Annotated in this window: 15 protein-coding genes and 1 pseudogene; 7 read left to right on the plus strand and 9 right to left on the minus strand. The window is 66.5% G+C overall.

Annotation, left to right across the window (positions count from 1 at the left end; all coding sequences use genetic code 11):
• Nucleotides 1-64: 64 nt before the first annotated feature.
• Complete coding sequence (locus J7024_RS25295) at nucleotides 65-1,417, minus strand: pyridoxal phosphate-dependent decarboxylase family protein (protein WP_124829687.1); 1,353 nt, start codon at nucleotides 1,415-1,417, stop codon at nucleotides 65-67.
• A gap of 20 nt (nucleotides 1,418-1,437) precedes the next feature.
• Entirely contained in the window at nucleotides 1,438-1,737 is a 300-nt protein-coding gene (locus J7024_RS25300) for an ArsR/SmtB family transcription factor (protein ID WP_040139054.1), read from the minus strand.
• A 167-nt stretch (nucleotides 1,738-1,904) separates the two neighbouring features.
• Here J7024_RS25300 and J7024_RS25305 point away from each other — a divergent pair.
• A pseudogene (locus J7024_RS25305) lies at nucleotides 1,905-2,720 on the plus strand (aldo/keto reductase); the annotation flags it as partial.
• A gap of 38 nt (nucleotides 2,721-2,758) precedes the next feature.
• Here J7024_RS25305 and pdxR read toward each other — a convergent pair.
• The gene (gene pdxR, locus J7024_RS25310) at nucleotides 2,759-4,237 is read right to left on the minus strand and encodes a MocR-like pyridoxine biosynthesis transcription factor PdxR (protein ID WP_175770426.1); all 1,479 of its coding nucleotides are present in this window, start codon (nucleotides 4,235-4,237) and stop codon (nucleotides 2,759-2,761) included.
• Nucleotides 4,238-4,364: 127 nt separating this feature from the next.
• On the opposite strand from pdxR, the gene J7024_RS25315 reads away from it, so the two are divergent.
• Nucleotides 4,365-4,841 carry a GNAT family N-acetyltransferase gene (locus J7024_RS25315; RefSeq protein ID WP_234745571.1) on the plus strand — a complete coding sequence of 159 codons (477 nt, stop codon included), beginning with the start codon at nucleotides 4,365-4,367 and terminating at the stop codon, nucleotides 4,839-4,841.
• Nucleotides 4,842-4,872: 31 nt separating this feature from the next.
• Here the strand turns inward: J7024_RS25315 and J7024_RS25320 are convergent, their stop codons facing one another.
• On the minus strand, nucleotides 4,873-5,598 hold the full coding sequence (locus J7024_RS25320) for a class I SAM-dependent methyltransferase (RefSeq protein WP_175761432.1): 726 nt from the start codon (nucleotides 5,596-5,598) through the stop codon (nucleotides 4,873-4,875).
• 218 nt (nucleotides 5,599-5,816) lie between these two features.
• On the opposite strand from J7024_RS25320, the gene J7024_RS25325 reads away from it, so the two are divergent.
• Complete coding sequence (locus J7024_RS25325; protein ID WP_175770416.1) at nucleotides 5,817-6,830, plus strand: hypothetical protein; 1,014 nt, start codon at nucleotides 5,817-5,819, stop codon at nucleotides 6,828-6,830.
• Nucleotides 6,831-7,051: 221 nt separating this feature from the next.
• A complete protein-coding gene (locus J7024_RS25330) occupies nucleotides 7,052-7,861 on the plus strand; it encodes a TlpA disulfide reductase family protein (RefSeq protein ID WP_175751140.1) in 810 nt (269 codons plus the stop codon).
• A 113-nt stretch (nucleotides 7,862-7,974) separates the two neighbouring features.
• Here J7024_RS25330 and J7024_RS25335 read toward each other — a convergent pair whose 3' ends face one another.
• Both J7024_RS25335 and leuA read right to left on the minus strand, forming a co-directional pair.
• Entirely contained in the window at nucleotides 7,975-8,379 is a 405-nt protein-coding gene (locus tag J7024_RS25335) for a peptide ABC transporter ATPase (protein ID WP_098554555.1), read from the minus strand.
• A gap of 281 nt (nucleotides 8,380-8,660) precedes the next feature.
• Nucleotides 8,661-10,370: a 2-isopropylmalate synthase gene (gene leuA / locus J7024_RS25340; RefSeq protein ID WP_175751160.1), complete on the minus strand. Its 1,710-nt coding sequence runs from the start codon at nucleotides 10,368-10,370 to the stop codon at nucleotides 8,661-8,663.
• 935 nt (nucleotides 10,371-11,305) lie between these two features.
• On the opposite strand from leuA, the gene J7024_RS25345 reads away from it, so the two are divergent.
• The 3 genes from J7024_RS25345 to J7024_RS25355 all read left to right on the plus strand — a co-directional run bounded on the left by J7024_RS25345 (nucleotide 11,306) and on the right by J7024_RS25355 (nucleotide 14,167).
• A complete protein-coding gene (locus J7024_RS25345) occupies nucleotides 11,306-11,695 on the plus strand; it encodes a fucose-binding lectin II (RefSeq protein WP_124829693.1) in 390 nt (129 codons plus the stop codon).
• Between the two features lie 170 nt (nucleotides 11,696-11,865).
• Complete coding sequence (locus J7024_RS25350; protein ID WP_124829694.1) at nucleotides 11,866-12,600, plus strand: fucose-binding lectin II; 735 nt, start codon at nucleotides 11,866-11,868, stop codon at nucleotides 12,598-12,600.
• Between the two features lie 361 nt (nucleotides 12,601-12,961).
• A complete protein-coding gene (locus J7024_RS25355) occupies nucleotides 12,962-14,167 on the plus strand; it encodes an NAD(P)/FAD-dependent oxidoreductase (protein WP_124829695.1) in 1,206 nt (401 codons plus the stop codon).
• An 85-nt stretch (nucleotides 14,168-14,252) separates the two neighbouring features.
• Here J7024_RS25355 and J7024_RS25360 read toward each other — a convergent pair whose 3' ends face one another.
• The 3 genes from J7024_RS25360 to J7024_RS25370 form a co-directional block, all read right to left on the minus strand.
• Nucleotides 14,253-14,774 carry an RrF2 family transcriptional regulator gene (locus J7024_RS25360; protein ID WP_096500723.1) on the minus strand — a complete coding sequence of 174 codons (522 nt, stop codon included), beginning with the start codon at nucleotides 14,772-14,774 and terminating at the stop codon, nucleotides 14,253-14,255.
• Nucleotides 14,775-15,044: 270 nt separating this feature from the next.
• Nucleotides 15,045-15,182: a hypothetical protein gene (locus J7024_RS25365; protein WP_175751121.1), complete on the minus strand. Its 138-nt coding sequence runs from the start codon at nucleotides 15,180-15,182 to the stop codon at nucleotides 15,045-15,047.
• 490 nt (nucleotides 15,183-15,672) lie between these two features.
• Nucleotides 15,673-16,272: a DUF6402 family protein gene (locus J7024_RS25370; protein ID WP_233410063.1), complete on the minus strand. Its 600-nt coding sequence runs from the start codon at nucleotides 16,270-16,272 to the stop codon at nucleotides 15,673-15,675.
• Nucleotides 16,273-16,515 lie beyond the last annotated feature (243 nt).

The following is a 16,515-nucleotide window of genomic DNA, read 5'->3' on the forward strand; positions in this document are numbered from 1 at the left end:
CGCATAACCGACGAAGCGCGACCGAAGCGCCACGCCCGGGCCGCACGCACCGCCACCGCCCAACTCAACCCGTGTGCACGCCGCGCAGCTTCGTCAGCAGTGCGACGAGACGATCGACGTGCTCGTCCTCGGTGCGCCACGACGACACGCTGATCCGGAACGCCGGCCGCCCCTGCCACACGGTTTGCCCGAACCACACGTCGCCCGAATCCTGCGCGGCCTGAAGGATCGCGAGCGTCTCGTCGTCGGTGCCGGCGCGCACGAGCACCTGATTCAGCACCACGCGATTGAGCACGTCGTAGCCGGCCGCGCGCAGCCCGTCCGCGACGCGCGACGCCTGCGCGCAATGCCGCTCGACCATCGTCGCCACGCCGGCGCGGCCGAGCGAGCGCAACGCGGCCCAAACGGGAATGCCGCGCGCGCGCCGCGAAAATTCGAGGTTCAGGTTCTTCTGCGCATCCTGCGCGCCGCTCAGGTAGACGGCGTCGCTATTCATCGCGGTCGCGAGCGCGGCCGCGTCGCGGCAGATCGCCATCGCGCCGTCGTACGGCGTGTTCAGCCATTTGTGGCCGTCGGTCGTCCAGCTGTCCGCGCCGTCGATGCCGTCGGTCAGCGCACGCTTCGCCGATGCGCGCGCCCACAGGCCGAACGCGCCGTCCACGTGCACCCATGCGCCGGCGGCTTTCGCGCGCGGAATCAGCGTCGCGAACGGATCGAACTCGCCGGTGTTCACTTCGCCGGCCTGCACGCACAGGATCGTCATGTCGTCGAGCGGCGGCAATTGCGCGGGATCGATGCGGCCATGCGTGTCGACCGGTGCGACGATGAGGCGCTTCATCCCGAAACCGAGCACGCGCAGCGCCTTCTTCACCGTGATGTGCGCGAGTTCGGAGAGCACGACCTTCACTTCGGGCGCGCCGATCAGGCCGTCCTCGTCGACATTCCAGCCCTTGCGCGCAAGCAGCGCGCGCCGCGCGGCGACCAGCGCGACGAGCGTACAGGCCGTCGCGCTCGTGCCGAAGCCGACCGCGCTGCCTTCGGGCAGCCCGAGCACGTCGACGACCCAGCGCGCGGCCTGCCGCTCGATCGTCGCGGCCACCGGCGAATTCGCGAACGACGACGCGCACTGGTCCCACGCGAGCATCAGCCGCTCGGCGGCGGCCGCCGCGGGCAGCGTCGCGCCGATCACGAAGCCGAAGTAGTTCGGGCCGTTCGATGCGACGGTCGCGGGCGTGCCCTGCTCGTCGAGCAACCGCAGCACGTCGTCGGCCGGGCGGCCCGTATCGGGCAGCGGCTCGTCGAATGCGGCCAGCCCGGCCAGCGCGGCGGCGTCGGGATACACGCGCCGTTCGTCCGTCGATGCGAGGTAGTCATGCGCGCGCCGGTCGGCGTCGGCCAGCAGGGCGAGTTCATCCATGTCGATTGCCTCTGTGAGGATCAGAGTTGCAGGAGGTCGCGGCCCAGTCGATGCAGCGCATCGTCGATCCGCTTGTAATACGTGAACTTGCCGACGCGCGTCGCCCGGACAAGCCCGGCATCCGCGAGGATGCGCATGTGGCGCGTGGTCGTCGCCGGCGCGATGCCGAGCTTCTCGGTGATGTAGGTGCAGCACACGCCGAGTTCGTCGAAGTCGCCGTGCGGCTGCGGCGGAAAATGCTTGCGCGGCTGCTTGAGCCAGCGCATCACGGCCAGGCGGCTTTCGTTGGCCAGTGCGCTGATGCGGGTGACGTCGTCCATGGGTTCGGCCTCGTTTAACGTTTTTAATATTAGCTAAATGACGAAACGTAAGCAACGGGTTGTGTGGATGGTGTGTACGTTCGTCGCCGGGGTCGGGCCGGGCCGGACGTCGAAGCATCGCATTCGACACGGTGACGTCGAAAACCGGCATTGGAGCGCGCCGGATCCGGCGCGACCGGGTGCTGATCTCGACCAAGACGGGCCTGCCGACCGGCGACGGCCCGAACGACGCCGGCACGTCGCGCGCGCGGCTGATCCGTGCGGTGGACGACGCGCTGCGCCGCCTCGACACCGACTACATCGACCTGCTGCAGCTTCACGCATTCGACCGGGCCACGCCGGTCGAGGAAGCGATGTCGACGCTCGACGACCTGGTGCGCGCGGGCATGCTGCGCTACATCGGTGTGTCGATTTTTGCCGGCTGGCAGATCATGAAGTCGCTCGCGGCGGCCGATCGCCACGGCTGGTCGCGCTGCGTCGCGAGCCAGGTCTACTACTCGCTCGTCGGCCGCGACTACGAATGGGACCTGATGCCGCTCGGCGCGGACCAGGGTCTCCGCGCGCTGGCGTGGAGCCCGCTCGGCTGGGGCCGGCTCACAGGCAAGGTCCGGCGCAACGCGCCGCTGCCCGAAGGCAGCCGTCTGCACGACACGGCCGGCTTCGGCCCGCCGGTCGACGAAGGACGGCTGTACGACGTGGTCGATGCACTCGATGCACACGATGCGATCACCGCGGAAACCGGCAAGACCGTGCCGCAGATCGCACTGAACTGGCTGCTGCAGCGCCCGATCGTGTCGTCGGTGATCATCGGCGCGCGCAACGAGGCACAGCTGCGCCAGAACCTCGGCGCGGTCGGCTGGTCGCTGACCGACGCGCAGATCGCGACGCTCGACGCGGCGAGTGCGGTCGGAGCGCCGTATCGGTACTTCCCGTATCGCCGGCAGGACGCGTTCGCGCGGCTCAATCCGCCGATGCGCGGGTAAGCCGACGAGCGCGCCGCGGCACCCCTACGCGCCAGCCATCACCGTCCGGCCAGCACGCGGTCGATCATCTCGCCGATCCGGCGCGCGAGCGCGTCCATCCGCTCGGCCGGCACGCCGCCGTAACCGAGCACGAGCCCGTTGTAGTCGTGCGCGGTGCCCGGCAGGCAGAACGATGACAGCGGCCGCAGGATCAGCCCGTGCGCCTGCGCGACGCGGCTCAGTTCCGTGTCGGCCACCGGCACGTCGAGCCGCGCGGACAGGTGCATGCCACCCGCGCCGCCCGACACCGTCAGCCGCGTGCTCAGCCGCCGCGCCAGCGCGTCGTGCAGCGCGTCGCGCCGCTCGGAATACACGCGGCGCATACGCCGCAGATGCCGCGTGAAATGCCCGGCGCCGATGAAATCCGCGAGCGCGCGCTGCTCGACCGCGCGGCCGTGCAGCATCGTCGCGCCGGCCGCGTCGCGCAGCGGCTGCGCAAGCGCTGGCGGCACGACCATGAAGCCGAGCCGCAACGCGGGAAACATCACCTTGCTGAAGGTGCCGAGATAGATCACCGGCGCGTCGTCGGCGAGCCCCTGCACGGCCGCGTGCGGCGTGCCGTGGTGGCGGAACTCGCTGTCGTAGTCGTCCTCGACGATCCACGCGCCGGCCGCACGCGCGTGCGCGACGAGCGCGAGCCGCCGCTCCAGGCTCATCACCGCGCCGAGCGGATACTGGTGCGACGGCGTGATGTAGACGAGCTTCGGCGCACGAGCGCGCCAGTCGTCCGGATGCGGCGCGAGCCCCTGCGCATCGACGCCGATCGGCTCGACGCGCAGGTCGGCCGCGAGAAACGCGTTGCGCGCGCCGTGGTAGCCGGGGTTCTCGATCCACGCGACATCGCCCGCGTCGGCCAGCGCGCGGGCGCACAGGTCGAGCGCACCCTGCGTACCGTCGGTGACGATCACCTGCTCCGCGTCGCAGCGCACGCCGCGCGACGCGCGCAGATAACCGGCGATCGCGTCGCGCAGCACCGCATCGCCTTCCGCCGGCTGGTAGCCGAGCTGCGCCGGCCCGGCCGCGCGCCATGCGCGTTCGATGCAGCGCCGCCATTGCGCAAGCGGAAATTCGTCGACGGCCGGCGCGCCCGGCATGAACGGCAGCGACTCGTCGAGACCGCTCGTCGCGCGCTCGGTCCGTGCGACACGTCGCGACAGCACCGTCGTATCGCCGGCCCGCGCCGCGGCAGCGGCCTGCGACCCGCGCAAGCCCATCCGCGCCACCACCGTACCCTGCCGCGTACCGGCCACGAACCCTTCCGACGCGAGCCGCTCGTACGCGTACAGCACCGAATTGCGCGCGATGCCGAGTTCTCCGGCCAGCGTGCGCGACGCGGCGAGCCGCGCGCCTTCGGCGATCCGGCCGCTCAGAATCGCATCGCGCAAACAGGCATACAGCCGCTGCTGCTGCGACATCCGCGTGACCGTGTGCGGCCCCGCTTCACGCTCGAAGGTCGACAGCAGCACCGCGTAATCCATCGTGGCTCCAGAAAGGGGAAGTGTCATGGGTCTACACATGGTGCCACGAACTTTCTATCGTAGATGCCTGCTCCCGTTTCCGGCCACGCCGGGAACGCTTGATTCCATCCTCGAGAGGTTCGCGACCATGAACGCTACAGACACCAGCCTGACCGTACGCCCGGTGCGGGAAGACGATTTCGACAACTGGCTGCCGCTGTGGGACGGCTACAGCCGCTTCTACGGCCGCTTCGACGACACCGCGCTGCCGCGCGAGATCACGCAGCTCACGTGGTCGCGCTTCTTCGACGGCTACGAGCCCGTGCATGCGCGTGTCGCGGAACGCGACGGCCGCCTGGTCGGGCTCGTGCATTTCCTGTATCACCGCAGCACGACGCTCGCCGGCCCGACCTGTTACCTGCAGGATCTCTTCACGCTCGACAGCGAGCGCGGCAAGGGCGTGGGCCGCGCATTGATCGAAACCGTGTACGACGCCGCCCGCGCGCATCGCGCCGAGCGCGTGTACTGGCAGACGCACGAAACGAATCACACCGCGATGCGGCTCTACGACACCGTCGCGGAGAAAACGGGATTCGTGATCTATCGAAAGGTGTTGCCGCGTTGATCACGCAGCACGCTGCGCGGCCGCGGGGAATTCAATCCAGCGGCCGTGCCTTGATCCACAGAAACAGCGGCACGCGCGACCACTGCTTCAACGGGTCCGTATCCGCGCGGTCGGGCAACGGCTCGCGCAGCGACACGATCGCAAAACCGGCCGCCTCCAGCGCATCCATGTAAACCTGAAGCGGCAACGACCAGCCCGCGAAGTGCATCGACAGTCCATCGCGGGTTTCCACACCCTCGAAATGCGCGCTGCCGAAATACGTGCCTTCGAGCACGAACGGCGCGTCGGGCTGCGGCCCCGCGAAGCGGCCGCGATCGCGAAACGGATGCACGAGCGACACGAACAGCAGCCCACCCGGCTTCAGCACGCGGCGCGCCTCGCGCAGCGCAGCCGGCATGTCGTCGAGATCCATCAGCACGTTGTACGCCATCACGATGTCGAAGCCGGCCGGATCGAACGGCAGCGACGCGGCGTCGGCAAGCGCGTAGCGGTGCGCGGAATCGGCGCGACACGCGGCGTCGAGCATCGCGGGAACCGCATCGCTCGCCGTCACGTCATAACCGAGCGCCTTCAACTCGCGGCTCACGCGGCCCTCGCCGCAGCCGATCTCCAGCGCGCGGCCGGTTCCGCGACCGATATATGCGGCAAGCCCCGCCCGATATGTCCAGAACGCATCGTGGCCCGGTCTGCCGGCCCAGTCGATCCATTGGTCGGCGACATACGTCCAGTGTTCGGTGATGGTCTTCGTGTCGGTCATCTGCGCTTCGGTTCAGTGTAAGGTGCGTCGGCCCGGAAGGCGATGGTAAGCCGGAGCGGCCGCGCGCGTGCGCGCGGTTCGAGCGCGGCCCGGCTTGCGTCGGCTCGCGCCGGCCGGTTTCCGTTTCCGGGGGCGACGTTCTACAGTTACGAGAAACCCCGTGCTCCATCGCTCATCGTCGCCGCTCGACGATACGCACCCGATTTCGAGGAAAGTCCATGCCGAGTATCGTCTCCGGTCCCGCCAGTCTCCCGCCGAGCCCCGTCGCCGCCGAAACGCGCATGGTGCACGACGTCGCCACGCTGCAGCCGTCCGACTATCGTTCGCCCGACGGTGCGTCGTGGGTCATCGCCACCGTCACGCCCGCCAGGGACAGCGGCGAGATCGTCACCGGCAACACCTACTTCGACACCGCGAAACAGCAGACCGTCGCGGTGCCCGATGCACGCCGCCGCTACGCGAACCGCGGCACGTGGCAGGTCGTCGCCAGTTCGAGCCCGTCGGTGCCGGCCACCGGCCGTTACGACTGGCTGACGCTCGCGTGGCTGGCGATCAACCGGCGGCCGCTGCCGCAAACGCCCGAGCATCTGTATTCGCCGTTCATTCACGGCGGCACGATCGTCTATCGGTGGGACCCGGCCGCACAGGGCGGCGAGCAGTTCGGCAACGTGCGGATGATTTTTCCGGAATGGCAACAGCAGGTGGCGGCGGTGCTGCAAGCCGCTCCCGCCGACGGCGCGCAAGCGGCGCTCGCGTCGCAGGCATCGGCGCTCGACCGCGCGAAGCAGGACAGCAATCCGATGGCCGCCGTGCTCGACTTCGGCAAGGCCGTACAGGAAGAACCGGCCGACCGGATCGCGTCGAAGCTGCCGGCATTGCTGCGCGCGAACGATCTGCACGAGGTATCGGCAATCGTGTACCAGTGCCTCGCCGCGTCACGCGAAGAGGACCGGCCGCGCCTCGTCGAAGCGATCAACGGCTCGATCTTCTCGTTCGACGACAGTGCGCGCCTGCTCGCGATCGCCTACGGTGCGTTCGCAGCCGGCCGGGTGCGGCCGCGGCCGTTCAACGATCCCGCGCAGACGGCGCGCATCAACGACGTATTTACCGCGTTGAAGCAGCGAACGGCAGCGCTGCACGTGCCGGTTGCCGCCGGTTCGCCGTGGGCCGAGTTCTTCACCGCGTACCGGCTCGGCGGCTCGGCGGCTCGCTCCAACGGCCACGGGATGTGACCCGCGCGGGCATGCACGATCTTCGGTTCGACCCGATACTCGGGATGCCTGCTTGAATGCGACGTCGTCCTGAATGCCGGAGCGCGCATACGCGCGTCTCATCCGTCGAACGATGCGCGCCGCGCGCCGGCGCAGGAAAAACCCGGAACCCGCGCGCATGACGCGGGGTCGAAACGTGACATGACCGCCGGTCGATCCCCCATCCCCAGCCTTTCCTTCCCATGTTGAGCATCGGTCCCTTTTCGATCCGCGTCGTCGCGGTAGCCGCCGCCGCGCTGCTGGCGTGGCTCGTCGCGCGCTTCATGCAGCGCCGCCCGCCGGACGGCCAGCACAAGACCGCGTCGAGCCTGATCCTCGACGTGCTGCTGTTCGGGCTGATCGCCGCGCGTGTCGGCTACGTCGCACAGTGGTGGCGCGACTATGCGGCCGCGCCGCGATCGATCGTCGCGCTCGGCGACGGCGGCTTCGACTGGCGCATCGGCATCGCGGCCGCGCTGGTGTTCGCCGCGTGGCGGCTGCGTCGGCTGCCGGCGCTGCGCCGCCCGGCGGCAGCCGGCATTGTCGTGGGGCTCGCGGCATGGGGCATCGCACAAGGCACGCTCGCGACGCTGCAGCGCAGCGCGCCGCCGTTCACCGCGATGCGGCTCGACGCGCTCGATGCGACGCCCGTGCTGCCGCAACGCTATGCCGGCAAGCCGGTCGTCGTGAACCTGTGGGCGACGTGGTGTGCGCCGTGTCGGCGCGAGATGCCGATCCTCGAGCAAGCGCAGCGCGATCACCCGGACATCACGGTGCTGATGCTCAACCAGGGAGAAGACGCGCAAGCGGTGCGTGCGTTCCTCGAGCAGCAGGGTTTGCGCTTCGACAACGTGCTGCTCGATCCTTCGCTGCATGCGATGCACGCGTACGGATCGCGCGGATTGCCGACGACGCTGTTCTTCAACGCGAACGGCGAACTCGTCGAGTCGCACATGGGCGAGATCACTGCCGCGCGGCTGAAGGACACCCTCTCGCGGCGATTCGGGCGGTGATGCCCTTCGGCCGCGTAAATACAGCCACGTGCGCCAAACGGCCGTTCACGATCGAATGCGTGAAACCGCCCACGGCAGCGTAGCGGCGCATGGCCCTGCGCGCGCCGCGTGCCTCAGGGCCGCGACAGCACCATCACGCGCCCCGACACGCGCTGAAGCTTCAGCCAGCCCGTGTCGGCGGTAAACCGAAGCTGCTGCAGCGGAAAATCGAACCCGGCCTTCTGCGCGGCGCCAACCACGGCATCGGCGATCCAGCGGATCAGTTCCTTCCCTTCGTCGGTCGTCTGGTGGCCGTTCTGAACGCCATAGAAGTAGCGATTGCCGGCGTTGACCTCGTTCTGCAACTGCATCCAGTGCCCCGGCAGGCCGGGCAGGGTTCTGAACAGGTCGGCCACACGCTGCGTCGTCAGGCCGCGCGCCCACAACGCACCGTTGACGTTCGGCCGTGCCAGGTTGTGGCGGTCGGCCTGCTGCGCCTGCTCCTTGACCTCGCCTTTCAGGGAATCGGGTTTCGTCATGATGCTTGCCTCGCGATGGGCCCGGCAGCGGGCCGATTGAATGGAAGAACCACGGAGCGGGCGGCCGGAAGCACGGAGTTCACAACCCTGACGCGCCGGGCCGCCGCGAATGCCATGCCGGCGACACGCGCGCGGCACGGCTCATGGTATCGGCAGACGATTCGTTCCGCCTGCGCCGGGGGAACGATACGCGCATCGCCGGAATTCTTCCCCTGTCAGGTATGTCAGGCGCGATATCGAGCAGCCGTGCCGATCGCGCGGCACGGCCGCCACCGCCGTGCTTACGCGGCGGCCTCCGCCGCGGGCTGCGCGGCAAAAAACGTCGCCTGCGCCGCTTCGTCCGCACGCACATACGCGCGATTGACGCCGCTGATAACCGCGCGAATCGACGCAGTCGTCAGGTTCGCATCGATGCCGACGCCGAACGCGCTGCCGCGCACGCCCGCACCGGCCAGCTCGGCGATCGCGATCGCCTTCGCATCGGCGCCCTGCGACAGCGCGCGCTCCTCGTAGTGCTGGATCCGCAGCGGCGTGCGCAGCGCGTGCATCAGCGCGTCGAGCGGGCCGTTGCCTTCGCCGCGCAGCACGCGGCGCTCGCCGTGCACATCGGCGGTCAGCGCGATCGTCTCGCGGCCGTCGCGCTCGGTCAGTTCATGGCCGACGTAACGCAGCGGCGCATCGCCTTCCACGTATTCCTGCTGGAACAGCGACCAGATCTGCGCGCTCGTCACCTCGTGGCCGCTGTCGTCGGTCAGGCGCTGCACGGCCGCGCTGAAATCGACCTGCAGACGACGCGGCAGCGCGATGCCATAGCCCTGCTCCAGCAGGTACGCGATGCCGCCCTTGCCGGACTGGCTGTTCACGCGAATGATCGAATCGTAGGTGCGGCCCAGATCGCTCGGGTCGATCGGCAGGTACGGCATTTCCCATACGGCGTCGGGGCGCTGCACCGCGAAGCCCTTCTTGATCGCATCCTGGTGCGAGCCGGAGAACGCGGTGAACACCAGGTCGCCAACGTACGGATGGCGCGGATGGATCGGCAACTGCGTGCATTCCTCGGCCGTGCGCGCGACTTCGTTGATCTGCGAGAAATCGAGGCCCGGATCGACGCCCTGCGTGTACAGGTTCAGCGCGAGCGTCACGAGATCGACGTTGCCCGTGCGCTCGCCGTTGCCGAACAGACAACCCTCGATACGGTCAGCACCGGCCATCACCGCGAGTTCGGCCGCCGCGACCGCGGTGCCGCGGTCGTTGTGCGGATGCACGGACAGGATCAACGCATCGCGGCGCGCGAGATTGCGGTGCATCCATTCGATCTGGTCCGCATAGAAGTTCGGCGTGCCGACTTCGACGGTGGCGGGCAGGTTCACGATCGCCTTGCGCTCGGGTGTCGGTTGCCAGACGTCGAACACGGCGTCGCATACTTCCTTCGCGAAATCGAGCTCGGTCGCCGTGAAGGTTTCGGGGCTGTATTGGAGCGTGAACTGCGTATCGGTTGCCGCATCGGCGAAACGCTTGATCGTGCGCGCCGCGTTCACCGCAAGCTGCTTCACGCCGTCGCGCTCGAGGCCGAACACGATCTTGCGGAATTCCGGCGCGGTCGCGTTGTACAGGTGCACGATCGCGCGCTTCGCGCCGCGCAACGCGTCGAACGTGCGCTCGATCAGGTCGTCGCGCGCCTGCGTGAGCACCTCGATCGTCACGTCGTCGGGAATATGGCCGCCTTCGATCAGTTCGCGCACGAAGTTGAAGTCGGTCTCGGACGCAGACGGGAACGCCACCTCGATCTCCTTGAAGCCGATCGCGACCAGCGTCTTGAACATCCGCATCTTGCGCGCGGCGTCCATCGGCTCGAACAGCGCCTGGTTGCCATCACGCAGGTCGGTGCTCATCCAGATCGGCGCCTGCGTGATCGTGCGCGACGGCCAGGTGCGGTTCGGCAAGTTGACGGGCGTGAACGGTCGGTACTTCGTCGCGGGGTTCTTCAGCATCATGATGTTCGGTCCTCGGTCGGTGGGTCGGGTAACCGCCGCGCGGCAGCCGTCACGGATGGCGGCCGGCTGCGCGCGCGGCGGTAAAAACGGCAAAAGGCGGCACAACTGCAAAGCGGTACGGCGAACGACGGCCTTGGCGGTTGAACGACCGGGACGGAGCGGTACGGAAGAAGGACGAACTCAGACGCCGGTCGATAACCGGGGCCAGGTCGGTGATACGGGGGAAATCTGGCGCTTCAGGAAAGAAGCAGATGGAAAGCGCGCAGCCGCAGACCCAGCCCGGAAGAACGGGCTAGTAGTCGTAGCGAGAAGAGCGGCTGGGCGGCTTGCATGGCCGGAATCAAATCACAACGCGGCGTAGGCTGTCAATGGGCGCTGCGCGAGGTCGCGGGTTTCCAGCGGCCGCAAAATCAGTCTCGTCCGATAGGCGCGGCAAGCGCCGGTCGCTATGCTTTCGCGGGTGCGGTGCCGGTGGCGTGTCCTGTTCGAGTTCGGGAGAACGAGCCGGTCCACGATCTCCGTCGGCGCCGCACCCCTCCTTGTCTCGATCCGGTTTCGGCGTGGGCGTTCGGCGGTGGCCGGTGGGCGCGGCCACGACAGAGAAAGACGACGTTGAAACAACACGCTGCCATATGCGCACACCGAGCGTCTGCCCCGAAGCCGGATTCCCCTGCCCTCCCCTGCGTTCCCGCCCATTATTCAAACAATCGCATCACACCTCGATATAGTTCAATGGATATATCGATTAACAAGCATTTGAATTTGCGCCATTAAATCGGACTGTTTCGCTTTTCGATTTACTGGTCAATTTCCATTCCTTGCCGAATATTTTTCCATTTATTTTTTGCCATGCTTGCCTCGCCGCGTTTGAAACAGCAAACGTTTGCGCATCGCGGCAGCGCGCCTTATTGATCCACCTTCAGGAGACATGCATGGCCGACTCTCAAACGTCCTCGAACCGCGCCGGCGAATTTTCGATTCCGCCGAATACCGACTTCCGCGCGATCTTCTTCGCGAATGCCGCCGAGCAGCAGCACATCAAGCTGTTCATCGGCGACAGCAAGGAACCGGCGGCTTATCACAAGCTCACCACGCGCGACGGCCCGCGCGAAGCCACGCTGAATTCGGGCAACGGCAAGCTGCGCTTCGAAGTGACGGTGAACGGCAAGACGTCGGCCACCGACGCTCGGCTCGCGCCGATCACCGGCAAGAAATCGGATGGCTCGGCATACACGGTCAATTTCGGGATCGTCGTATCGGAAGACGGTCACGACAGCGACTACAACGACGGCATCGTCGTGCTGCAGTGGCCGATCGGCTGAAAAAGCCTGTCGATGCCGCGGGGCACGTCAGCCCCGCAGCCGGCATCGCAATGGCGACGGGGCCAACGTATCGCCGATTGATTGCTGTTCCACGTATTGCCGCATACGCGACCCCTTGAACGCGTTCACCGGCCGCACACAGACGGACACTCCATCAAGACGAGGACGACATGCAACAACCGTTTACCCATGACGACCTGTACGCGCTCCTGCAACTCGCCGGCAACGACGCCACCGCCGTGCAATCGAACGGCGATCAGGCGGTGCTCGACCGCATGCGTCAGTTCATGACCGCGCAACTCGTCGAGAAGCTGCCGCAGTACGACGTGTTCGTCGACATCGCGACGATTCCGTACAGCTTCGACGTCGGCAGCTGGCAGAACAAGGTGAAGACCGATGCGGCGGGACAGGTGGTCGCCTGCACGGTGACGTGGGCCGGCGCGCCCGGCGTGCTGCCCGCCGCAGCGGCGAAGTTCGGTGTCGGCGCAGTGGTCACTTACTTCTTGAAGGCGACGCCGCAACCCGTGCAGCCCGATCCCGCGACCACCGGTGGCGGCGAACGCGACGGCGTCTTCAACCTGCCGCCGAACATCGCGTTCGGCGTGACCGCGCTCGTCAATTCGGCCGCGCAGCAGACGATCGACGTCTATGTCGACGACAACGCGAAACCGGCCGCGACGTTCCAGGGCGCGGGCACGCAGGACGCGAACCTGAACACGCAGGTCCTGAACTCGGGCAAGGGGAAGGTACGCGTGGTCGTGACAGCGAACGGCAAGCCGTCGAAGATCGGTTCGCGCCAGGTCGACATCTTCAAGAAAACCTATTTCGGGCTCGTCGGCTCGGAGGACGGCACCGATGGCGACTACAACGACGGGATCGCGATCCTGAACTGGCCGCTGGGCTAAGCAGCCGCACCCGGCCAACCGACCCTCGCCACGCCGCCCGGCGTGGCGGCCTGTGCGGGTACGCCGTACCGCCCTCGGCGCATGCTCCCCGCCGCCATGGCAAATCGGCACATCCGGCCCACCGCAGCAAGGCTGCGCGACTTGTGCGACCGCACGTCGATCGCCGTCACGGCAACGCAACGTCCCGTTCTCGCCGCGACCTCTCGCCGGGTCATTCCCCGATTTCTCAGCCGCCAGTTCCGAACACGGGACTTGCGCTCGATAACTACGACTCATAGAATCGTAGTTATCGAGCGCATCGATGCATCAGGCAAGGCCGGTGTTCCACCGGCCTCAGGCATCACTCAACCGGAGTTGAGCAGTGGCAAATCGCATTCTTGTTATCGGAGCCGGCTTCGCCGGCATGTGGAGCGCACTGAGCGCGGCGCGCCTGCTTGACGAGCAGCGCAGGACCGACGTGGAAATTACCGTGGTGGCGCCGGATGCCCATCTGCACGTTCGGCCGCGCCTTTATGAGGAAGGCCCGGCGAACTTCCGCGCGCCGCTCGGCGAGATCTTCGATGCGGTCGGCGTGAAGTTCGTCCAGGGCACGGTCGAGCGCATCGACGTGACGCGCCGGACTGTCGACGCACTCGGCACGAACGGTCACGCGTCGACGCTCGACTACGACCGCCTCGTGCTGGCTGCCGGCAGCCGTCTGTTCCGCCCGGCGATTCCGGGTCTCGCGGAGCACGCGTTCAGCGTGGACCAGACCGACGAAGCCGTCGAACTCGAAACGCACATTCGCGCCCTGGCGCGACAGCCGGCATCGACGGCACGCAATACGATCGTGGTCGCGGGCGGCGGCTTCACGGGCATCGAAACGGCGGCGGAAATGCCGGCGCGCCTGCGCGCTGCGCTGGGCGAGGAGGCGGACGTGCGCGTCGTGATCGTCGAGCGCGGCGACGCAATCGGCCCCGACCTGGGCGCGGGCCCGCGCCCCGTCATCGAAGAAGCGCTGCGCACGCTCGGCGTAACGTGGCAGCTCGGCTCGGGTGTCGCCTCGGTCGACGCGGGCGGCGTCACGACGGCAGACGGGGAGCGCATCGAATCAAGCACGGTGATCTGGACGGCCGGCCTGCGTGCGAGCACGTTGACCGAACAGATTCCGGGGCGCCGGGACGCAACAGGGCGCCTGCACGTCGATCGCAACCTCGCGGTCGACGGCGTGCCGGGCGTCTACGCGACGGGCGACGTCGCGTATGCTGCAACCGACGACGACGGCAACCATACGATGATGTCGTGCCAGCACGCGATGAACCTGGGCCGTTCGGCCGGGCACAACGCGGCGGCGGACCTGCTGGGGCTGAAGCAGATTCCGTATAGTCAGCCGAAGTACGTGACGTGCCTCGACCTCGGCCCGTGGGGCGCGGTTTATACGGAAGGCTGGGAGCGCGAAGTAAAGCTGACGGGCACGGAAGCGAAGCAGCTCAAACACCGGATCAATTCCGAGTGGATCTATCCGCCGCATGCGGATCGCGCCGAAGCGCTGGCCGCCGCGGATCCGCTGCGGATCGTCGTGGCCTGAGCGGCGCGCCGGCGCCGACGATGCGCGGGCGGCGACAGGCGCGCCCCGCGGGTTGTCGCGCCATCCCGCGCCACCACGGCGCGACTCAGCGCTCGCCGCCGCGGCTCGCGGCGCGATCGGCAAACCAGTCGATCACTTTCGGGCCGTAGCTGGCCGGCGCTTTCGACCAGGCGCGCGCGGCGAGATCGGCGAGCGATTGCTTCTCGAGCTCCGCGCGCATCGCCTGCTCCGCAACCTGCATCACCGCATGAATCGAACAGGTGCCGCGCGTAGCCCACGCGGGTGCGTCGCCTTCGAACACAGCGCATTGGCCGCGCACCTCGCGGCAGTCGAACAGTCGCTTGTCGCCGTCGATCGCCGCGACGACGTCCTGCACGGAGATGTCCCGTGCTGGCTTCGCCAGCGTGAAGCCGCCGCGAATGCCCTCGCTGGAGACGACGATCCCGGCCTTCGCGAGACGCGTGAACAGCTTCGCCGCGTAATCGACGGACACGCCCTGCATCTCGGCCAGATCGCGCACGCTCGCATCGCGCACGCCGGTGGAAGTGTCGGCGAGATAGAGCAGGCAATGCAGGCCATACTCGACACCGGTGCTGATGAACGACATGATATTGCGACTCGGGGTATCGGAGTTGGGAGCGTAGCGCAGGATGGCGACAAAGTCATCCGTTCTGCTTGCATCGATCGCACGGCGGCAATCCGGGGTCGCGCCCCTGCAAAAACGATCGAATGCCCGCGCCGATCCGCCGATCAACGTATCGCCTTCGCCGCCATCCGATCACCACGCTCACCGCACGCTTCCATTCCCGGTAATCGTGCACTGATGCTCACTGCCGAGTCACGGTGTACCGCGATCAAAATTCAGGTTTCCTGATGATCAACCGAATGCATTATCGACAGCCACCGACAGCGTACCTTTCGTGATCGTCGTACCGCTGGAATACGCGTTGCCGCCCGCGGCGGAAGGGGTGACCGTCAGCGTGCCCGTGAGGGTGTCGGCCGGTCTATACGTCATCGGTGGCACGCGCATTTGATCGTTCTTGCGAGACGCGCCCCCGGAGGCCGACGTGGCCGGTGATTTTTTGAATGGCGGGCAGGCCTCGTAGGTAGGATTGGCGGGGGAATCCGCCTATGCGATGGCACTGGCCAAGGACGCGGCGACACCGCCTGCAGCAGTCCTGAGGATGATGGGGAGCGCCTTCACCGCTCAATCCATTACTCTCTGATTCTCAATCTCATGAAAAGGCCGCGATCAGTCGTTGCAGCAACGGTATTCTCGCCGTCAACCAGTCCATCCTGGATGGCGGCATGGCAATGAAGCGCAACGGAGAAGACTTCGATTGGTCGTAGTAAAAAATAGTGTCGTCCCCGTACTCCAGTTTCCTGGGTGCTGCATCGTTAATTGTGCGCACCGCAAAGTATCGAAGCTGGACACACTCACCAGTTGAAATTGCCACTTCTTGCAAAACTCGACGAGATTGCCTTTGTCGCCAACCGTCTGAAAATCAAAATCCACCGAAGATCTGAATTTTTCTTTTACCGCGTGATGCAGCAGATCTTTCAACCTTGCCCCGGGCATTTTTGTTGTAGATATTTTTCGAGATGAGCTGGTTATATCGTGCCTTGACCTTCCCAAACTTGAGGGCCCACTCAAGGGTGACGGTGGTATTGTCAAACGGCTGGTTCGTCTTGAAGCTGTTATCCCAAACGTGCTTGGGGCCACCAAACCATCGCCTGGCAAGCTTGGCCGCAACAGGCCATTTCATTCGTTGCATTGCCTCAGGGACATCCAGTAAGTCAAAGGGAGGAGGATTTTCGCAGTCTTCTGCGTCGACTGGCTCGGACGGCTTGGGAGGCGTGGCCTGCTTTGCTGGCGGAGCCTTTGCTGGCTCCGGTGTTTTCATCGACTCATGCGTCGATGGCTTGGGATCTAGAAGCTTGAAAAGCTTGGGTTCGCCAGGAGCAAGCCTGTCCATGCAAACACCTTGCGGTGTATTCAAAGGAATGCATCCGTTGGCGCCAGCGTGCTCCTTCCACTTCGGCAGCGAAAATGGAATCGGCGACGTCTTGATTTCGTAATACGGTACTTTTTTGACGTCTGGCATAGTCTTGCTGTGTCGTGAAGGCAATACGTTGCTGACACGTCCGCAGCATGGACACTGGCTAAGCCGAGCAAGCAAATGCTGCGCTCATCGTCTTGCTCCGGTTTCGGCGCAGGCGCTCGGCGCTCGCATATGGCAGCGTGCTGTTTCAACATCGTCTTTCTCTGTCCTGGCCGCGCCCACCGGCCACCACCGAATGCCCACGCCGAAACTGGATCGCAACTGGGATGAGGTGCGGCGCCGGCG

It is taken from the genome of Burkholderia sp. WTPI3 (assembly GCF_021483755.1).
Classification (GTDB): domain Bacteria; phylum Pseudomonadota; class Gammaproteobacteria; order Burkholderiales; family Burkholderiaceae; genus Burkholderia.